Origin of the sequence: Dokdonia sp., assembly GCF_039945015.1 — a bacterium.
In the GTDB taxonomy this organism is placed as follows: domain Bacteria; phylum Bacteroidota; class Bacteroidia; order Flavobacteriales; family Flavobacteriaceae; genus Dokdonia.
In genome coordinates this window covers 198,478-218,978 of sequence record NZ_JBDUXP010000007.1, presented here as the reverse complement: position 1 = coordinate 218,978, position 20,501 = coordinate 198,478, and the positions used below count along the sequence as shown (strand labels likewise).

Below are 20,501 nucleotides of genomic sequence, written 5' to 3'. Positions count from 1 at the left end.
TAAAATAAATTACAACTTCTCTAAAAGCGCTTGTGCTTCTTTATATTTATAATTTGAAGATGATTTTTGTATTTGAAGTAAGGTCATTTTTGCCTTTTCTTTATCTTCTATTTTTAAGAAAAGTAATGCTTTATACCACAATCCCATAGAAGCATCCATTAAGTCGCTCCTTATAAGTTGGTCAAAAGTAGCTTCTGCATTTTGAGAACGCCCTAACTCCATTTCAGAAATTCCTTTATAAAGTAACACACTCGCTTTATTGTGTACTACAGAAGCTACTTTAGGAGTAAGTATTGCTAACGCATTCTCATAATTCCCTGCTTCAAAATACTGCTCTGCATCTACAAGTGAAGTGTCTTCTTCTGTTCCACGTGATGCTAAAGAAGGGATATCTGATACTGTATAATACGCTACATATAATTCTTGAGGTGTTTGCTGTTGTGGCATTAATACGGCTATAGTAATCAATATAGCAACAAGAGCGGCACTAAGGTAATACAACCAAGGGCGTTTATTATTTGACGTGCTTTTTTTATAATTGCTTTGTGCCTCTGCAATTGCTTTTTTAAGTTGTGCCGTTTCTTTATCTCTATATAACGCTTCGTATTCTTGAAGTCGTTTTGGGTCTACATTTTTTGCAGAACTCCAATTATTTTCTGAGAGTGACTCAAAGAGTTGTTTGTGTATAAGTACGCTTTCGCGAAAGCGTATATCTTCAGACATCCGTTTTTCTACAAGTGCTACTTCTTCGGTAGATAAATGACCTAACAAATAGGACTCTATGTGCTTATTTTCTTCTTCTGGATTCATAATTCTTTTAAGGAATTATAACGATGGTCGCTGGTTATGGTTTGTGTCAACTTTGCTTTGCACTTAAACACGCGCTGTCTTGCAACAGTTTCTGAATTATAGCCCATTTCTTTAACAATGCGCTCGTACGAAACCTTTGCAAAAAACAGTTTGAGTATTTTTTTGCAATTTTCGGATATAGCTTCTAGTTTTTCTGTGAACAATTCCCATCGTTCTTGCTCAAATGCGGCTAGTGCCATATCTCGTTCTTCATGATGAAGTTCCATAACTGCATCTTCTGTTACCCTTGGTTTGTTTTTATTTAATTCTCTACGCCATAAATTTTTACAGGCTGTAAATAAATAGGCATCAAAACTACTCTTAATTTCAAAAGGTTCTCTACGGTAACGAACTGCTATTTGCAGTAATGCTTTTTGAAAAATATCTTCGGCGTCTACTTGCTGTCCTTTGTTTTGTATCACAAATTTCTTCACTTTAGGGAAGATTTTTGCATACATGACGCCTATTACTTTAGCGTCATTTTCAAGTAAAGCATTGAGAGCCTCTGTGTTATCAAGCATTCGTTAAAAATGATTAGGTAGACAAAAATAAACTTTTATATTTATGGGTAACAAATAATAGGATCATGTAACAGATATTGTATAAAATAAATATTAACCCTAAACTCATTTTTATGAAAAATACCATTTTAAAATTTACATTTCTATTATTTACTTTTATTTTAACAATTAGTTGTAGCGTAGAGCAGGAAAATGCTCCAGAGCAAGAATTGATCACCGCAAACTTATTTGGTGATCAAACAGAAACACCTTGTATAGATCCTAATTTAGACACTGATGGATATGGTATAAATATTTTTTTTATAGAGTATGAGCCTGGATTAACTAGAGAAGAAAAACAGGTTATACGCGCTCCATATTGTGGTAGTATTATCTCTATAGAATTATGTGACATGAATCCTAATGCTGAGATCTGGACAGTAAGAGGACCTTGTCACAACAATGGTCCTCTCCCATTAGTATGCCAGCCAGGGATGATTCCTCCTGTAGACCCTGATTTAAAACAAGCTTCACATGCTAGTGATTGTCGAAATACAGGTATGACAGATATAGACTTAATTACAAACTAAATAGATTAATAAATTAGAAGTACGGAACAATACCCTATACTTTTAATCCTAAACATTTTTTATGAAAAAAAACATTTTAAAACTTACATTTCTACTATCAATTTTTATTTTAGTTATTGGTTGTAGTACCGAAGGAGAAAATCCTGTCGAAGATCAAATAACTACAAATTTATTTGGATTTGATGATCAAACTGAAATTGAAACGTGTGCAGATAGTTCCCTCTATATACCTGAAAATTGTATATCATATATGTATATAGAATATAGACAAGGCACCACAAATAAGCAGAAGTCCGGGATAAGGGCTCCTTATTGCAATTTTATGCTTGCCGTAGATCAATGTGATATCAACCCAAATGCTGAGATTTGGACTATATTAGAGCCTTGTATAGAACAACCAAGTGTAATACCACCAGTAGATCCTGATTTAGAATCTATCGTATACCCTTCTGTTGGTCTTTGTTTATAAATATTTTTAATAACTCAAATTATAGTATTTATAAAATATGTATTTTGAAAAACATATACTTATTTAAAAATAAAATTTGAAATTATTACAGAATATATCTATTTGGCTTTGTGTGTTGTTTTATATAAACAATATGCAAAGCCAAAATTATTTTGACACATATAACTCACTATATGCTAACCAAGGGTATACTTCTAAAACAAAAGTAGATAGTTTACTAACACTATGTGAATCTTCAAAAAATTATAAAGATTATAGTACTATTGCTTCACAATTTTCAATTGAAATTTACAAATCGAATCTCAAAGAAGCTATTCATTATGGAGAGCTTGCTTTAAAAAAATACCCTACATCTAAAGTAAAAGATTCTATCTACGCTACGTTTCGCTTTCGTCTAGGTTTTTTCTATAGTGTAACTAAAGAATATGACAAGAGTAACGAATTATATCTTCGTATTATTGAGGAAGGAATTGACCAAGCTAGAATAGCCCAGTCGTATTCTCGATTAGGTCTTTATTATAATGTTATAGGTGATTATTACAAAGCCGAAGAATACTTTAAAAAAGGCATTTCTATTTTAGAGGAATTACAAGATTATTCAAAACTAATTAACAACTATAATAATCTCTATCTGGTATATTCCAATCAAGGCCCCAAAGCGAGTCTAAAAAGCAAAAAGATATTAGATCGTATACTTGCGCTTGAATCAGATGGTTTCATCACCATAAAACCTTCTAGAAAATCTGATATATACACAAGATATGCAGATTATTATACTCAAACAGAAACGTTTGATTTTGAAAAAGCAAGGGATTATCATTTCAAAAATATAGAGTTACTCAAAAGAGAAGGAATTACTCATAACAACTGTTCTATATATATTAATTTATCAGATCTTTATAATATTGCAAAAAAAGATAGTGCTAACTATTACATTCAAAAAACGCTAAAGAATTGCCCTCAAAATGCTGAATACTCTTATCATCATCTAAGTCAGTATCATAGATATAGAGGAGATTTTGACAATGCACTAAAAGCCATACAAGAATCTCTTACCATAAGTACAGGCATAAAAAACACTAAGACAACTACGATATCAAGTGCTAAATTAAAAGAAACAAAAAACAAAAATTATGTATTTACGGCTTTTGTAGAAAAAGCACATGTACTAGAGCAACTATACTTAATAAATAAGGACTCCAATTACTTATCACTAGCCCTTGATAATATCCTAATGGCAGACATATTAATTGATATTATACTAGAAGGAAGTAGTGAAGAGAAATCCCAATTACATTGGAGAGACAGGGGGTCTTTATTATATATACAAGGTGTTAGAATTTCTAACATGCTTAATAAGTATGATACTGCTTTTTATTTTATAGAAAAAAACAAAGCATTAATACTTACCTCTGGGATTTCTATAAAAGTTAAGAACAAGCAACTCCCAGACTCTATTCAAAAACAAGAGCAAGAATTAAAGAAAGCTATTTTAGCATTAGAAACTACGATTACACAAACAGAAGATGTAACAATACAAAAGGAGAAACACGAGTCTCTCTTTCATCTAAAAACTCAATATCAAGATCTAACTGATTCTATCACAATTGCCTTTCCTTGGTATTCAAAAAACACGTTAAAAGATCACTTAACAACCATAGATGAAGTACGGTCGGGCCTAGACAATACAAAAGCTATTATTTCTTATATATGGGGAAGAAATCAAGATGACGATACAGAGTCTGTATATGGGATGTACATCGACACAGATATCACTGAAATTTTTGAAATAGAAAACCCTGATATACTTAAAAAAAACATCACCCAATACAGAACTGCTATAGCTAAGCCATTTGAGACAACATCTGAGCAACATAAATATCAAATAGCAGCACAATCATTATTTAATATTTTAATCCCTTCCAAAACAATAAAAGCGGCTATTACTCATAAAGAATTACTAATTATTCCAGATGGAGAATTACAGTATATTCCATTTGAATCATTCTTACTTTCTAAAGACCCAACAGACTATTTTATTACATCAAATAAGATAAATTACTCCTATTCATTATCGTTTTCAAAAAGAAATGAAGTGCTTCAACGAAAATATGATACCGAATTTACAGGATTTGCTCCTGTACAATTTTCTTATGACGATCTATATTCTTTACCTAAAAGTAATTTAGAAATCAGTGCTATAAAAAAGAATATAGAAGGCATTTCATTTCTAGAAGAGATGGCTACAAAAGATAATTTCCTGACCAAGTCAAATAGTAGTAAAATAATTCATTTAGCAACGCACGCAGATGCATCCTCAAATCCCTGGATTGCATTTCGAAATACTAAATTACAAGCCCACGAATTATACTCATATCAAAATAATGCAGAGCTTGTAGTACTCAGTGCTTGTAATACGAGTGTCGGAGATATTGCCTATGGTGAAGGTGTGATGAGTCTAGCTAGAGGTTTTTTCTATGCTGGAGCAAATACTGTCGTATCTAGTTTATGGGAAACCAATGATAAGGTTACCGCAAAAATTATGGATTCATTTTATTCATATATAAAAGAAGGAGACTCTAAATCTGATGCATTATATCAAGCAAAACTCGATTATATACATGATAGTAATTTATCAAAACAATCTCCATATTATTGGGCTCCATTTATTTTAATAGGTGAAGCAGACACATCTCTATACACTTCTAACACAAAGACATTTTACGTTCTTATTCTTATAGGTATCATCCTTATTATTTTCATTTTATATAAAAAAAGAAAAAAAATATATTTCTTGGGTAACAAATAATAAACTACAGGAACAACAAGGAGAAACACTTAAAAAGTCTCCTTGAACAATATTATTACTTATCGACTACAGGTACTATCAAGAATCAATACGATTACTATTGATCAGAAAGAACTTGTGTTTCAAATACAAGGGTACCTATCGTATGTAAATCTTCATACTATTATAGGTGTTCTTCCTCATTTTCCAGATAAAAACATAGCTTATTTGAGAACAGGTCTATCTGCGAGTTTAGGGTTTACGCTTATAGGCCTGATCTATAAAACAGAAAAGTTCACCTCAACTTGTACTATTCATTCTCAATACGCTTTCGCGAAAGCGTACCAAACCTTCAACCCTTTTTGTGAACAACGCACCTCTATTCATCAATCACTAAACAAACACTCAAAAATTACATTATTATGAATAAAATCATACTATTTATTCTATGCGCTTTTAGCATATCCCTGAATGCAACATCAAATCGATCTTCTAGTATCTCTTCTACTGGAATTATCGCAGATTTACGTTATATGGATGTTTCAGTAACGGCTGGGTCAAACCAAATAGATGCTCGGAATGGGTATCTTTTTACAGCTGCAGACGTTGGAAAATTAATAGCTATTAAAAAAGGGCACCATAACCCAAGTTCAACTGCTGAGATTCCATTTACAACACCTGGACGTATTGTCACTGTAACAGCTCAAGTAACAAGTGTATCTACAGACGGTACTTCTGCAAGTATAAATGGTGTTGCCCCTAATCAAGGCATAGATACAAGGGCGTATGTATACACCAACAATTATGATGCATTACAAGCACTTATAACTGCTGGTGGAGAAATTACACTTAGCCAAAATGGAATTATTGGTGTCAATCCTTTTTATCACAACGATTATACAGAAACAACAAATAAAGCTTTAGTCTTTCCAGATAATGTAACAACAACGATTAGAAATACTAGTAATGCTCGTATTAAACTATGTTCAGAAACTATAAACTGGGATTACAAATTTGCATTATTTGCTAGTCAAGTGAGTAATCACGATATAAAGCTTGACGTATCATGTATTCCACCTGATGAAGCGAGTACGAGATGGGGAGGACAATGTTCCTTTTTTACAACCACTTTATTTTCTGTTAATGGAGCAGAAGACTCTGTCCGAACTATTGAATTGAAAAACACAACTCCATTAACTAGTGATATAGATACTGGTACGGATCCTTTCTGGAATTCTTATTTCAATGGGGTAAAAGGAGGTATTGAAGGCACTACTAGCTATCAAGAAATTTTTATTCTTAATGACGATCCAAATGCTGAAGTTAGAACTAGAAATGGGGGAATCTCTCAGTTTGGTGGTGATTCTCAGATCACCATTACAAATCTTAAAGTAAATTATAGCGGACATTACATAGGTGAAAATGGAAGAAGCTTTACTTCTGAAGGCATCTATACCGAAACTGATGGAGGACGTTGGCTGTTTGATAATTTTAAAATTGAAAATGGAGTTCTAAAACCTACTAATCCTAACGCAGATTTTTCTTGGTATGATTATGTCGCACCTTCTAGAGCTATGGGAGTACGTATTAATGGAGGGCTTTTTTATCAATTTCACATAGATAGTCCTATGGAACCAAATTTAGCAGATATCATAAACGGACACAATTTAGATATTTCTAATACTGGACTACCAAATACAACTAATGCAACAATAGTCATCCAGTTTCATGATGACAATAGACCAACTCCAAGTGAGACTGTTCCAAATCCCCCTAGTCGTTTAATAATAAGTTCTAACACTGTAAGAACCTTTGGACATCCTAATTATGTTCATCCAGATGTAGCTTTTAGAATTACAAACATAACCAGCGAGTTTGGACACTGGAGGTATTATGCGACTGGAAATCAATATTTGATAGATCCTAACGACGTTAGTTTAGGGGAGGTAGATACTATTATTAAACCTGCATTTTCTGAAATTTATGACTCCAATATTCAAGGTACGGGATTACAATTTCAAAACTTTGGAGAAGGGACTAATAACCAAGAAGTAGCTAATGCTACCCGAGGGACTTTAAAAGTGGTGAATAGCGATATAAAAGCTCGATTGATCTTTGGAGAATTAGAACTCACAGATACTGAAATTGACGGAGAACATGTTTATGTTAATAGTTTAACGAGCAATGGTGGAAATCGTCTTGAATTTCAAGTAGTTGATGTTTATGATTCTGACTTTATCAGTCTTAATGATCACTATGATGGGAACTTAGTTCGTTTTTTAAAAGAAGACGTTTTAGTAAAATTTGACAACACAACTTTTGGTACAAATTACGGAGGAGAGCATTTATTTCCTTATGTCCCTAATGGAACATTACATTATCTAAATAATACTGATAACACCAATCGTCTCCCTAGGTTTGACAATAGTATTAATGAAACCTATTCTAATGAATTTACTGAAGAAAGCACTGTTATTTTTGAAAATTGTGAGTTTGCACATGTCGATGGTAATTCACTTTTTTCTAAAGGTTTTAATAACGGAGTCATTAGAGATGGTGCAAAAGTAGAATTCAGAAATTTCAAATTCAGAAATGCTATAGGTTTAGGAAAACTCATACGTCCATATTTTGCTCCTGAGACTAAAAATAATGGAATGGCAGATATTCCAGTAGGTGATGAACTGGCAGTCTACATATTCAATAAAACACATGATTTACCATATTCTTTTGATGGATCAGATATTAATGCTATTGGTGCCAGAATATCATTTTCTAATCAACACACCTTAGCCAATAAATCAGCAAGTATTATTGTTCCAACATTTACAATAAATGGTTCCGGACATCACTTTTTTACTACAGATTGGGCAAATGGTGCCTATGTAGATGGAGAATTCACACTTCGCATCACGGATGATTTTGTTCGTTTCAACCCATATTATACCAATGGAAATACGAACAACAAAAGATCAAACACTACACTTTCAAATTTAGTATTAAATACATCAGGAAAAAGGCAAAATGGAGAGGTCATTCGTTTTAAAGTAGATCCTAAACAAAATAGAGTCATAGAGATAGGTTCGACATTGGGCGGAAATCCAATAGACAAATATTATGTAGACTCCGATCCAACAGGTACACCTGGTCTTGATGGAGAAATTGTGTATTTAGAAGGAGATGATACTACTTTTTGGACACATGCAGTATCTCATACTGATATTTCCAACACTTCACATACTGTAACACCAGAACTCGTTGACGGACACACAGAAATTGAAACCAACATTCATTTTTCTATAAAACAAGAATTACGATCTGAAACACCATGGGAAGATTTTGAGTTTACGCTTACAGACGACAATGGGGATACACACACGTTTACAAATTCATCAACTGGTTTTTTTAGAACAAATCTTGGTCTAAGTACCGAAGTCCATCCTGAGTATATAAAGCATTTTTGGACATTTGAATCACAAAATGAAACTGGTAGTATATTGTGTTATATAGAAAATCGTACTGGGAAAATTATATTCGAACAAGAACTCCCTTTTGGACTTGCTCCTTTACAAGCATTGACTATTACTAAAGGTTGGAAAGTAGCTTCTCAAGAATGGATTCCTAGCACAATGCCTTCAGACTGCCAAGTAGATATCTTATTTGATTTTGAAACTGCCGAGCAAGATTATAGTGATGGTAATGACTGCACGATGTTTCCTTTTGGACACTTTAATCCTGCTTGGAATACAGCATTCCCATGGAAGGCAACTAAGTATCACGCCGCTCACTATATCGTAACAGATGAAGCTGTCTATAATGCGCAAGGTTGTAATTATGAAAACCTATGGATGTTTCCTAATGGCACTTATAATAACAATCCAGCAGATGCTTCCAACACAGGAGGAGAAAACTTTGTTATGCTATGGGCTCAAAAACAAATAGGAGCTCCTGAATACAATGGTATTACAACAACCATAGATGGATTAACTCCTGGAGAATATTACGAAATAAGCTTTGAGCACTCCCCTATTTCTACATCGGCTTCTGGAGGTACAAGACAGACGGAGTTATTACAATATATGCCTTTAGTAAATTTTGGAGGCACAGAAGTTTCTGATACACCCGTGAATTATCAGATATATTCTACTACGTATACAAATCAATGGTATACCACTACAATAGTCATGCAAGCTACAGCAGCATCAGAAACACTAAGTATTGAGTTTCCTATACTACCAGATCCAGCCAATATTGTTAATGATGGTTATGTAGGAATAGACAATATTAGAGTTACCTGTAGTGATACCTCAACAGGGAATAGAACGGTTTTGAGTAGTTCAGAAATAACTACTAAAGAATCTTCAAATAAGCAAATAGCGATCTATCCTAATCCTACTACTGATATTCTTCATATAGAATTGCTAGACTCTTCTAATCAAATAAAATCCATTGAACTATTTAATATTCAAGGACAACTGGTTTGGAAAAACGAAACCATCAAAGATCAGTACATCAATATCTCTGATCTTAAAAAGGGAATATACTTCATCAATATTCAAACTAACAATCAAGATTTAATTATTAAAAAAATTATAAAACAATAAACTCATGAAAAAACTAACACTATTAATCGTATTACTTACAATAAGTATAGCAGCAACAACAGCACAAACAAATGTATTTCCCGATGATGGAAATGTAGGAATTGGCACTACTGCGCCAGTTCAAGAACTAGACGTAAATGGAACAACAAGAACAAACCAATTAATTGTTGGGGATGCAGCTACCATCCCATCCTTTGCAAACGCATGGCTTGAAGGTGGTTTCTCTTCACAGCTATTTTTCAACACTACATCTAGTCCTGTTGATGAAAGAGTTTGGGCTATGTCTGCCATTAATGGAGACTTTAAAATATTTGCAGAAAACGATAACCTATCTGCCTTACAAGAAGCTTTTGTCATCAATAGAGGGACAGGAATTAATATAGAAAACGTGTTGTTTCCTAATGGAAATGTCGGAATAGGAACATCCTCATTTGTTGATGGAAATGACACGTATCGTTTTTCAGTAAATGGAAAAATAAGAGCACATGGTGTTAAGGTGTATACCACTTGGGCAGATTATGTATTTGAAAATGATTATGATTTAAAATCTCTAGAAGAAGTTGAAGATTTCATTAAGCAAAATGGCCATTTACCTAATGTTCCTTCAGAAGCAGAAGTTCTTGAAAACGGTATCGAATTAGGAGCCATGAATGCTAAGTTATTGGAAAAAATAGAAGAGCTCACACTATATATTATTGAGTTAAACAAAAAGATTGAGGAATTAGAAACTAAAATTGACTAAATATGAAATACATAAAAAATGTAATCCTATTTGGAATATTAGCTTTTTCACAATTGATATATAGCCAGGATTTTAAAGAATTCTACATTGAAGTAGCTGAGGAAAGTTATGTTCCAAAATATGATAAAGTAAAAAATAGATTTCTAATCAATAAAGAACTTAATGATTCAAAATCGATAAATGATATTTTAGATGAATTGAACATATCCAATTGCATCAATATTAAAGAGATTTATGACAACGTAAATACTACTATAGTAAGAATCAATATTCATCTAGGAGATGAAAAAAGAGTACTCTTATTAGTGACAAAACTAGTTAATGATTTTAGTCACTATAAAGGCTTTGAAGAGTTAACCACTTATGAAACCTTGTTGATGCCTAATGATTTTGAGACCTTGGATGCAAGCACTCAAATAAGTCTTGATTCAAACGAACAGAATGACTTAATCATGATAAGAGCACAAGAAGCATGGGATATTGAATCTGGGAATGAAAATGTTTTAATAGGAGTTAGTGATACAGGCTTTCATGTTAATCATCCAGATCTGCAATCAGAAATTGTGGGTGGCTTAGGAAATTATGATACAGGCGTTAACCCTACTGCTTATTATGATCCATCAGTTCATGGATCTGGGACATTAGGGCGTGCAACAGCAGCTACCGATAATGGAGAAGGAATATCTTCTATTGGTTTTGATACAAAAGCTGTTGTTAATAGAGGGTTATCTGTATACGCTATGCAAGAGCTATCTTTAATAGGTGCTAGAGTAGTCAACGGTAGCTTTGGTTCTCCTTCAACTACCAATGGTAATCAAAACGATCAAAACAGAATTAATAACATTGTTGCTAATGGAACTGTTGTTGTCTGTGCAGCGGGTAATGGCCCCTACAGAGGAGGAACCATAGGAACGAATGGTATTTACACTAATGAAAGCTATGCAAGTAGATATGTGTATCCTGCTTCATATGGAAATGTGATTTCTGTTTCAACAGTGGGTAATAAAAATGATATTGGAGTTGATACTGATGGTGATCCACAAACGTATGATAATTGGAAAGACGTACATCTTATTAAACAGCCATTTCCTTACACATATCATGGTACTGATATTCCCATAAGCGAGACCAATATATCATTTCAACATAATGATTCTATAGATATTGTTGTTCCAACTTATTATGGCACTCCAGCAATTAAACCAAGAGAAGACGTTAATGACCAATATAGAAATCCAGGTCTTGGAGGCACATCATGGGCAGCTCCTGTTGTTGTAGGAACTATAGGATTAATGGTTTCAAAAAATTACTGTTTAGATCCTAAAGAAATTGAGACCATTTTAAAACTTACTGCTGTTAAAATAGATACAATCCCTGAAAACCTACCTTTCTATGGTAGACTAGGAGCAGGAAGATTAGATGCATATGAAGCAGTAAAAATGTCTAAAGACATGGCTGAAGAATTTGGAACTGTAGAGGTAAAAGATAGAATTTTATATCGCCCTTGGTTTTATAAGCTTACAACTGCACCTTATGAAATAAAAATGAGTAACAACTCTGTTTCTGGTACTTCTAAATTAAAATTTAAGGCGAGAAATAATATTGAAATATTGAGTGGTGATTACTCCCCTGAGGATGGAGGCTACATTAATTTAAACATTGATAGTTCATTAGTATTGAATTGTGACCCTCCTCAACCATATATTCCTCCTGTAGATCCAGAACCTATAGATCCAGAGCCAGGAAATGGTCAACCTACAAATGAAGATGTAATGCTTTCACCAAACCCTACTAATAGGCATTTTATAGTAGAATTAAATTACGACGATGATGAAGTTTCACAAGTTTTAATACATAATTCCCTTGGAGTACTGGTAATGGATGTTACAATAAATGAGCAAGAAGAAATAGATGTTTCAAGTTTAAGTACAGGTTTATATTCTGTCAAAATATTTACTACTCAAGGGTATGAATTTAGTAAACAATTAATCAAATATTAAGTTTTCATACTGACCAAAAAAGAACAAAAATTCAATAAAAACAATTAAAATTAAGCATCATGAAAAAAAAGAAAATCAAACTTCAATTTGATAAAAAAGTGATTTCTAACTTGACTAAAATACAAGGAGGTCAAGAAATAGGAGTCGGGACGCTTTCTAACGCTCCTGATGCGCAAAGTATATGCCTATGTGGACCAACTACAGATCCTAATAATACAGTTCCTACTCCTACTGATCATCCAGCTGGTTCCTGCATACAAATTATTTGTACTGATATTAATCGTTATTCTTTAGATCGAAGAGATTGCTAAAATCTAATATGATCATTAGTTAAATTAAAAAAGAAGCTATCTGAAAAGGAGTGATTTTCGTCAAACTGAACTTGTTTCAGTTTCTCATAATACTAGCAGTTGTTGAGATAAGATTTTGAAATAAATTCAAAATGACGCACCAAATTACTTTTCAGATAGTCTCTACAATCATTTTTTATTTTTATTTCTGATGCTTTTATACGCTTTCGCGAAAGCGTATACATCTACATTTTCAAAATTTCATGGCTCTTCTGTATTAGAAAGCTACAAGACTAACGATGCTTTATCTCATTGATCTAAAAATATTTCTCTCGCGAAGAATAGACACAACCTGTGAGTGTCTTTAAATGTTCACAGCAACTATCATTTTATAAATACTTATTATGTTAAAAAACATTTCAAATTTAGGAAATACACTTAGTAAAGAACAACAACAAAATACTTTAGGAGGTATGAAACCATTTGGAGAAGTAGTATGTCTTGCTCCTTATATCAAGTCTTCAGAAGAAGAGCCATGTAACAGAGGGTATCATCCTCATCCTACGATGGGACATTGTATTTGTTGTAGAGATTAATAACACCTCACAATTACTAAGGGGTGCTTTGTATAAGTTCCCCTTAGTTCATCTACCAATCTAATTGATAAACCTTAATGTAACTAACTACACTTTTTTATTTGAATTTTCTTAGTAAAAATCAATTGAAAAACACACATAAAACAATCACATCATGAAAAAAACAATCACATTCATTTTCGCATTCATTGTATCTGCTTCTTTCTTAATTTCTTGCTCAACAGAGACAGAAGAAGAAACGATTGGATTAGAAGAAAAAATAACAGATCAAAGTTTAGAAAGAAGAGGCACTACTACTGGGCATGTTAATTTTTGTTATGCAGAAACGGTACCAGTAAGCCCTTCGGCAATGACTCTATGTTCAGACGTTTATTCTTTAAATGACATCACAGTAAACGTACCCTATAATGCTGAAACTAATGACATCGTAGATGAGCTAAAAGGCGTTTTTTACTGCAATGAAGAATTCAGTACTTGTATGGGAGCTCCTCAACCTCTAGAAGTATGCTCGGTAACCTTTAGTATTGAAGAGAGTCCTAATCTTTTTGGAACGTATGATTTTTTATCTGATGACATTAGTCCAGCAATATCTAACCAAATAAAGCAGCATTTTGCTTGTGTTGCAAAAGACTATGGTGATTCTACATATTCAGAGTATCAAATAGCGCATGTAACTTTCTATCAAGATCAGCTTTTATGTGATAATTGTACTAGGTATCTCGTGGCTCAAGTAAGCTACTATGTCTACTAAAATAATTGTTTAAAAACATAAAAATCAAGTATGAAATTTATTCTTCAGTTGAGCATTTTACTGCTTTTCTTTCAATCAAGTTATGCTCAAGAAAAAACAACATCGCGCATGGCATTTTTAAATTATGCTATAACACAAAATGATAATGGAACATATGAGATCAAACTCATTAACAAAAAAATTGTTGAGGGGACCTTTAAAAAGAAAGCTTATAAAAAGTATACCTCTACAGACAGGTATATTTCTTGTAACCAACTAGATGGAAAATCAAATACGCTTGACCTTTTTGAAATTAAAGACCCATTAAATACATATGTAGAATACGTGAATGGGGAAGAAAACTTAGCCGTAAAAGAAATTTATTTAAAAGAAACTGTCTTTTTTGTAAGAATACCATTAGAGAAAGAAGCGACAGAAATTAGGCTAACCATGGTCGATCCTACAAATAAAAGGGCAACCCAATTGATTACCACAAAAATCTAACATATATGAAATCAATATACTTAACAATTCTATTATTTCTGTTAGGAACTACTACGTTACTGGCTCAGGTATTTCCAGTTGAACCTATTCAAATTAATGGCCCTGAGGAAAATAGAATTAATCTAGTGATGCTACCTGATGGATATACCTCAGCTGAGTTAGATAACTTTATTAATGATGCTACGGACTTTGTCACTGAGCTATTCTCGCAATCGCCATACCAAGAATATCAAGAGTATTTTAATGTGTATGCAATCAGAGTACCTTCTAATGAAAGTGGAGCAGATCATCCAGATACGGCTTATGATGAAAATACAGCTATAGAACTTACCGATGTAGTCGACGTAGATAATTACTTTGGATCTACATTTGATTATTTTGACATTCACAGATTACTGGTAGCGACTAACACAGTAGCTATAACGAATGTACTAGCTGATAATTTCCCTAATTATGATCAAACTATGATCTTGGTCAATAGTCCTGAATATGGAGGAAGTGGAGGAAATTTTCCTACAGCGTCGTTGCATTTTCGATCAAATGAAATAGCCATTCATGAGTTAGGCCACTCTTTTGTCCAATTAAGAGATGAATATTGGGCGGGTGATTTTTATGCAGAAGAAGGCATAAATATGACACAAGAGTCAGACCCAAGTTTGGTTCGCTGGAATAATTGGGTAGGCGATGATAATGTAGGTGTCTATCAATATTGTTCAGCACCAACTAGTTCTTGCTCTACTTGGAATAGACCTCATCAAAACTGTAAAATGCGATTGTTAAATAACCCTTTTTGTGCTGTTTGTACAGAAGGGACTATAGAAGCAATTCATGAGTTAGTTGAGCCAATAGATAATTTCTATCCCGCAAATAATACAACCATTTTAATTTCAGATGATCAAACATTTCAGTTACAACTAGTCCCTACAACAAATTTAAAAATCACGTGGGAGCTTAATGGAAACATTGTAGCAAACGATATATCTTCATTAAACCTACAAATCAGCGATCTTAACACAGGAGGAAATACACTTACCGTAAACGTTGAAGATATCACGCCTATGTTACGTGTAGATACTCATGAAAACGTACATAATTATCAAGTTACTTGGAATCTCGAAATAGCAACTTGTCCAATTAACGTCTATGGTAATTTTGACACTGCAGATGCAACATATGCCGATAATGATTTATGTACTGCTTTCCCTTTTGGACATTTTAATGCTGCTTGGAATACACCGTTTCCTTGGAAAGCCATTGAGTACTACGCTGCCTATCACGTATTATTAACCGAAAACTATTGGGATCAGTATAATTGTACTTCTATTGTAAATCAAGGTACCGGAACAAACATCTGGATGTTAGGAAGTTCAAATCCTATTGACACTTCTCCTTCGGGTAATGAAAGCGTCATGGCTTTTTGGGCAAAACGTAAACATAATGAAGCATTCTATAGTGGAGTACATACACAACTAGATGATCTAGAAATTGGAAAAGAATACAGTCTTACTTTCTATGATTCTCCCGTATCTACTCCTGGAGGAAGACAAACACCAAATCTATATTACAAAACCAAAGTAACTCTTGAAGATGGTAATGGTATACAAACAGAATGGGATGGACCTGAAGCGTATTATTACAGTTTTAGCACAACAGCTCCAAATACTTGGTACGCAAGAGAAATGACTTTTGTTGCCACAGATACAAGTATGAAATTAACTTTATCATTCCCTCTCTACCCAGATCCTAATAATATTGTAAATGATGGATATGTTGCCATCGACGATATTAAAATAAACTGTGTAGAAACGATTACAACTGTTTTTGAAAATGATAATAGTATAGTTACAACCTCAGATAAAGATCAAATTGTAATCTATCCAATTCCTACAAAAGAGCATCTAAACATAGAACTATTAAACACATCTAATCAAATAGAAACCATTGAGATTTTTAATATCCAAGGACATCTTGTATGGAAAAATGAAGCTTTTGAGAATACTACAATCAATATCTCTAATCTTAAAAAGGGAATCTACTTCATCAATATTAAAACTAGTAATGAAGCTATAGCGATTAAAAAAATTATAAAAGAATAAATTATGAAAAGAGAATCTACATTACTTTTTTTCTGTTTTTTTATTTTGGGATGTTTACACGCCCAAATAAACAGTGGTTCCCATACTTGTAAGGAATTTGCATCTAAAAAACAGCCTTACTTACATTGTCAGAATACCTCACATTATGATGAGGACAAAAATCACAGTAAAGAAATGTCTGCGATGGATCGCTTTGGAAATTATTATTGTACTGAAGTACTTAATACTAAAAATAAATCTACTACTCAAAAAAGAGTAACTACCGGAGGGCATTTTAATACTTTCTATGACAACACTCCTACTCCTTTTAGACTAATTATAGATCAGGTTTTTGAAGACCTTGAACAGCTATTGATCTTTCAAAAAGATTGTGATGGAAATTTTCCTCAAGTAGTTTTTACAATTCAAATGGTAGACTTCTCAGATGAAGGTACAATTGCAATAGAAGATCAACCATTAGCGACTGGTACCGCATTATATGCTGCTAATACAAGAAGAGGTACTATTATTAGAGGAGATGTGTGGAATAAAATAAATTTAGGAACAGGTTATAACACAAGTTCTAATGATGGTATTATCCAAATAAATCAAAATTTATTAGACTCTTTTTATATAGATAATCTTGTTGATGATATAAATAATGACGGAGTCATGGATGTAGATGGAACTAATCTAACTGGAGATTTCTATGACCTTTATGGGATTATCCAGCACGAAATATTACATGCCATGGGATTTATCTCATTTCTAGATGAACATGGTAATGGAATTACATCTAGTGATTTTATATCTCCATTTGATACATTACTTTTTAATAACGCTATACCCTTTATAGATACATCTAATCCATATGACTGGGATATTTCTGCAGGAATTAATCCTAGTGTAGCATTTCAAGATCCATGTCCTACAAATACGATTCAAACAACAAGTCATACATTCCCATTACACAGTATGGATAGTGATGGTAATTTTGTACAACCATCTCATATAAATGACACTAACAATTGTACAAATGGCGTAAAGTATATCATGTCCCCTTCTTATTCGTATTTAGAATATAAACGACTACATCATGATGAAGTACGTATACTTAATGAGTTAGGATACCAAACAACATCAACGTATGGATCAGAATTTTTAATTACTGACAACACAACTCCAAATCCAAATAGAGATCCTAATTTCTCTGCAAGTAATATCAATATCGCCTATGCAATTGATGACCCTTGTGAAGAAGAAAGTTACTTTACATTTAATGAATGTGATGGTCCATTGTATACCATAGATGTTATACAAAACGATATCATAGCTTCTAATTACAGTATTGTGAATACCGAAGTGATTAATCTATTAAAACCTGGTAATATCACAATAGCAGATAATATTCAGGTTGAAGTACAGAATAATACAAATAGTATTACCCTAAATTATATAGATCAAGGTCTACTTGGAAGAGAGTATAAGTTGCGTTATCAACTTATAGAAAATACTACAGGTCGGTTAAGTAATCCTGCAATCGTAACATTTAAAATACTTCCTTGCTCAGATCATTTAGTGGATTTTGACTGTATTTCTGAAAATACAGATTGTAATTTAATATGTAATTCTGAATTCATTACCGATTATGATTTACCATCTCATCCTCTTGTGCTTAATAATACTTTTTCAAGTGGGACAAGAGTTCCCTATGATTTTATGCCTGGATGGTATCCGATAAATCATAGAGCAAGATACTTTTTTGATGTCTATAACCTTACAAATTTAGTTGCTCATATACCTGCTATTACTGATGATATAGTTAACAATAATGGAGTTTTTGCTTTGGAAGGAACAAAAGGAGTCATGACAAAATTAACTTCTAACTTACAACCTAACAAGCGTTACATAGTAAGTCATTTTAGTAAAGGGCTGAGTGATGAAGAGGTAAAAAGAAGGTATCGTATTGGTTTTTTTGAAGATATAGATCAAGACACATATTATCCAGACGCTCCTCCTCAAGAAAATTCACCAAGTTATCTAGCACAGTTAGTAACAAATTTCACTTCAACCTCTGATCAAATTTCACAACACGTGTATTCATTTGTTACTGATAAAGAATATGAAGGTGCTTTTGTTTCTGCAAGAAACTCTGCATTTATTTTATTTGATCACTTAGAAATTATTGAAGATACTATTCAAGAAATTGAAACAGAAGTTGAAGTTGACTGCTCTCTAAATGAATTAACAACGATTGGTACAAATTTATGCACTGTCAGAGGGATGAATTTTTCTTGGTGGTTAGCTGGTGATGATGACCTTTTTTATACCAGTGATGATATCCAACTCACACTAAATGATACTGACCTGATTACTTCGGACAATACCTCACCAATAGCTAATGGTTCAGAATTAACCATTAGCAACATTACCTCCACAGAAACGTATCAGTTAAGACGTAACATGGATGAGACAACTGGTCTGCATTATACAGAAGCAAATGGCTTGATTGATACGGTAACTATTCCTGCTGCTGACACTACTAGTTTCATTGATAGTATAGATATTCAAGTTTCTTGTATTGAAAACTGCCAAGTAGATATCTTATTTGATTTTGAAACTGCCGAGCAAGATTATAGTGATGGTAATGACTGCACGATGTTTCCTTTTGGACACTTTAACCCTGCTTGGAATACAGCATTCCCATGGAAGGCAACTAAGTATCACGCTGCTCACTATATCGTAACAGATGAAGCTGTCTATAATGCACAAGGTTGTAATTATGGAAACCTATGGATGTTTCCTAATGGCACTTATAATAACAATCCAGCAGATGCTTCCAGCACAGGAGGAGAAAACTTTGTCATGCTATGGGCACAAAAACAAATAGGAGCTCCGGAATACAATGGCATTACGACAACCATAGATGGATTAACACCTGGAGAATATTATGAAATAAGCTTTGAGCACTCCCCTATTTCTACATCAGCTTCTGGAGGCACAAGACAGACTGAAGAATTACAATATATGCCTTTAGTAAATTTTGGTAGCACAGAGGTTTCAGATACACCTGTAAATTATCAAGTTTATTCAACCACTTATACAAACCAATGGTATACCACTACGATAGTCATGCAAGCTACAGCGACTTCTGAAACACTGAGTATTGAGTTTCCTATTATACCAGATCCAACTAATATTGTTAATGATGGATATGTAGGCGTAGATAACATTAGGATTATGTGTAGTGATGCTCCTATCACGACTGAAGCTATGGAAGTCTTAACCGACATAGAACCAAACAGTAAAGAATCTCTAGATAATCAGATTGTGATTTATCCTAATCCTACAGAAGGAGAACTCTATATAGAACTTCAGGGTAAAGCAAACCAAATAGAAACAATAGAAATATTTAATACACACGGACGTCTTCTTTGGAAAAAAGAAATGGTAAACAGTAACCATATTAATATAGCTACCCTTAAAAAGGGCATGTATTTTATGAAGGTAACGTTAAGAGACACGTCTTCTTTTATCAAAAACGTAATAAAAATGTAATTAGAACATATTATGGCTTAAAAAAGCGAACTACTCTTGAGTAGTTCGCTTTTTTGGTTTACGTTTAGAAAGAGAAGGTTTTTTAAACAATAAAGTAGCAGAAACGTTAAAATTCACAACTATTCGTTGTTAAAATTCACATTATCAGATATTTAACTATAATATTTTTTTATTTTTAAGTAAATAAGCATTTTCATCAATCATTTGAC

The 20,501-nt window shown here is 33.1% G+C and carries 15 protein-coding genes; 13 read left to right on the top strand and 2 right to left on the bottom strand.

Annotated features, from left to right (window positions below; genetic code table 11):
- Nucleotides 1-9: 9 nt before the first annotated feature.
- The gene (locus tag ABJD27_RS07630) at nt 10-810 is read right to left on the bottom strand and encodes a hypothetical protein (protein WP_348172105.1); all 801 of its coding nucleotides are present in this window, start codon (nt 808-810) and stop codon (nt 10-12) included.
- On the bottom strand, nt 807-1,370 hold the full coding sequence (locus ABJD27_RS07625; RefSeq protein WP_348172108.1) for a sigma-70 family RNA polymerase sigma factor: 564 nt from the start codon (nt 1,368-1,370) through the stop codon (nt 807-809). The genes ABJD27_RS07630 and ABJD27_RS07625 overlap by 4 nt, the downstream gene beginning before the upstream one ends.
- Before the next feature lie 113 nt (nt 1,371-1,483).
- On the opposite strand from ABJD27_RS07625, the gene ABJD27_RS07620 reads away from it, so the two are divergent.
- From ABJD27_RS07620 to ABJD27_RS07560, 13 genes are all read left to right on the top strand, one after another.
- Nucleotides 1,484-1,939 carry a hypothetical protein gene (locus ABJD27_RS07620; RefSeq protein ID WP_348172111.1) on the top strand — a complete coding sequence of 152 codons (456 nt, stop codon included), beginning with the start codon at nt 1,484-1,486 and terminating at the stop codon, nt 1,937-1,939.
- Nucleotides 1,940-2,000: 61 nt separating this feature from the next.
- On the top strand, nt 2,001-2,408 hold the full coding sequence (locus tag ABJD27_RS07615) for a hypothetical protein (RefSeq protein WP_348172114.1): 408 nt from the start codon (nt 2,001-2,003) through the stop codon (nt 2,406-2,408).
- Nucleotides 2,409-2,541: 133 nt separating this feature from the next.
- Complete coding sequence (locus tag ABJD27_RS07610; protein ID WP_348172117.1) at nt 2,542-5,217, top strand: CHAT domain-containing tetratricopeptide repeat protein; 2,676 nt, start codon at nt 2,542-2,544, stop codon at nt 5,215-5,217.
- A 42-nt stretch (nt 5,218-5,259) separates the two neighbouring features.
- A complete protein-coding gene (locus ABJD27_RS07605) occupies nt 5,260-5,622 on the top strand; it encodes a hypothetical protein (protein WP_348172120.1) in 363 nt (120 codons plus the stop codon).
- The gene (locus ABJD27_RS07600) at nt 5,619-9,797 is read left to right on the top strand and encodes a T9SS type A sorting domain-containing protein (RefSeq protein ID WP_348172123.1); all 4,179 of its coding nucleotides are present in this window, start codon (nt 5,619-5,621) and stop codon (nt 9,795-9,797) included. Before ABJD27_RS07605 ends, ABJD27_RS07600 begins: the two co-directional genes overlap by 4 nt.
- 4 nt (nt 9,798-9,801) lie before the next feature.
- Nucleotides 9,802-10,539 carry a hypothetical protein gene (locus ABJD27_RS07595; RefSeq protein ID WP_348172126.1) on the top strand — a complete coding sequence of 246 codons (738 nt, stop codon included), beginning with the start codon at nt 9,802-9,804 and terminating at the stop codon, nt 10,537-10,539.
- Nucleotides 10,540-10,541: 2 nt separating this feature from the next.
- Entirely contained in the window at nt 10,542-12,539 is a 1,998-nt protein-coding gene (locus ABJD27_RS07590) for a S8 family peptidase (RefSeq protein ID WP_348172129.1), read from the top strand.
- Nucleotides 12,540-12,598: 59 nt separating this feature from the next.
- Nucleotides 12,599-12,850 carry a hypothetical protein gene (locus ABJD27_RS07585; protein WP_348172132.1) on the top strand — a complete coding sequence of 84 codons (252 nt, stop codon included), beginning with the start codon at nt 12,599-12,601 and terminating at the stop codon, nt 12,848-12,850.
- 383 nt (nt 12,851-13,233) lie between these two features.
- Nucleotides 13,234-13,425, top strand: a complete 192-nt coding sequence (locus tag ABJD27_RS07580; RefSeq protein WP_348172135.1) for a hypothetical protein — start codon at nt 13,234-13,236, stop codon at nt 13,423-13,425.
- A 154-nt stretch (nt 13,426-13,579) separates the two neighbouring features.
- A complete protein-coding gene (locus tag ABJD27_RS07575) occupies nt 13,580-14,176 on the top strand; it encodes a hypothetical protein (RefSeq protein WP_348172138.1) in 597 nt (198 codons plus the stop codon).
- A gap of 108 nt (nt 14,177-14,284) precedes the next feature.
- Nucleotides 14,285-14,659, top strand: coding sequence for a hypothetical protein (locus ABJD27_RS07570; protein WP_348172141.1), 375 nt, complete (start codon nt 14,285-14,287; stop codon nt 14,657-14,659).
- 5 nt (nt 14,660-14,664) lie between these two features.
- The gene (locus ABJD27_RS07565) at nt 14,665-16,755 is read left to right on the top strand and encodes a M64 family metallopeptidase (RefSeq protein WP_348202021.1); all 2,091 of its coding nucleotides are present in this window, start codon (nt 14,665-14,667) and stop codon (nt 16,753-16,755) included.
- Nucleotides 16,756-16,758: 3 nt separating this feature from the next.
- Nucleotides 16,759-20,292, top strand: a complete 3,534-nt coding sequence (locus ABJD27_RS07560; RefSeq protein ID WP_348174132.1) for a T9SS type A sorting domain-containing protein — start codon at nt 16,759-16,761, stop codon at nt 20,290-20,292.
- Nucleotides 20,293-20,501 lie beyond the last annotated feature (209 nt).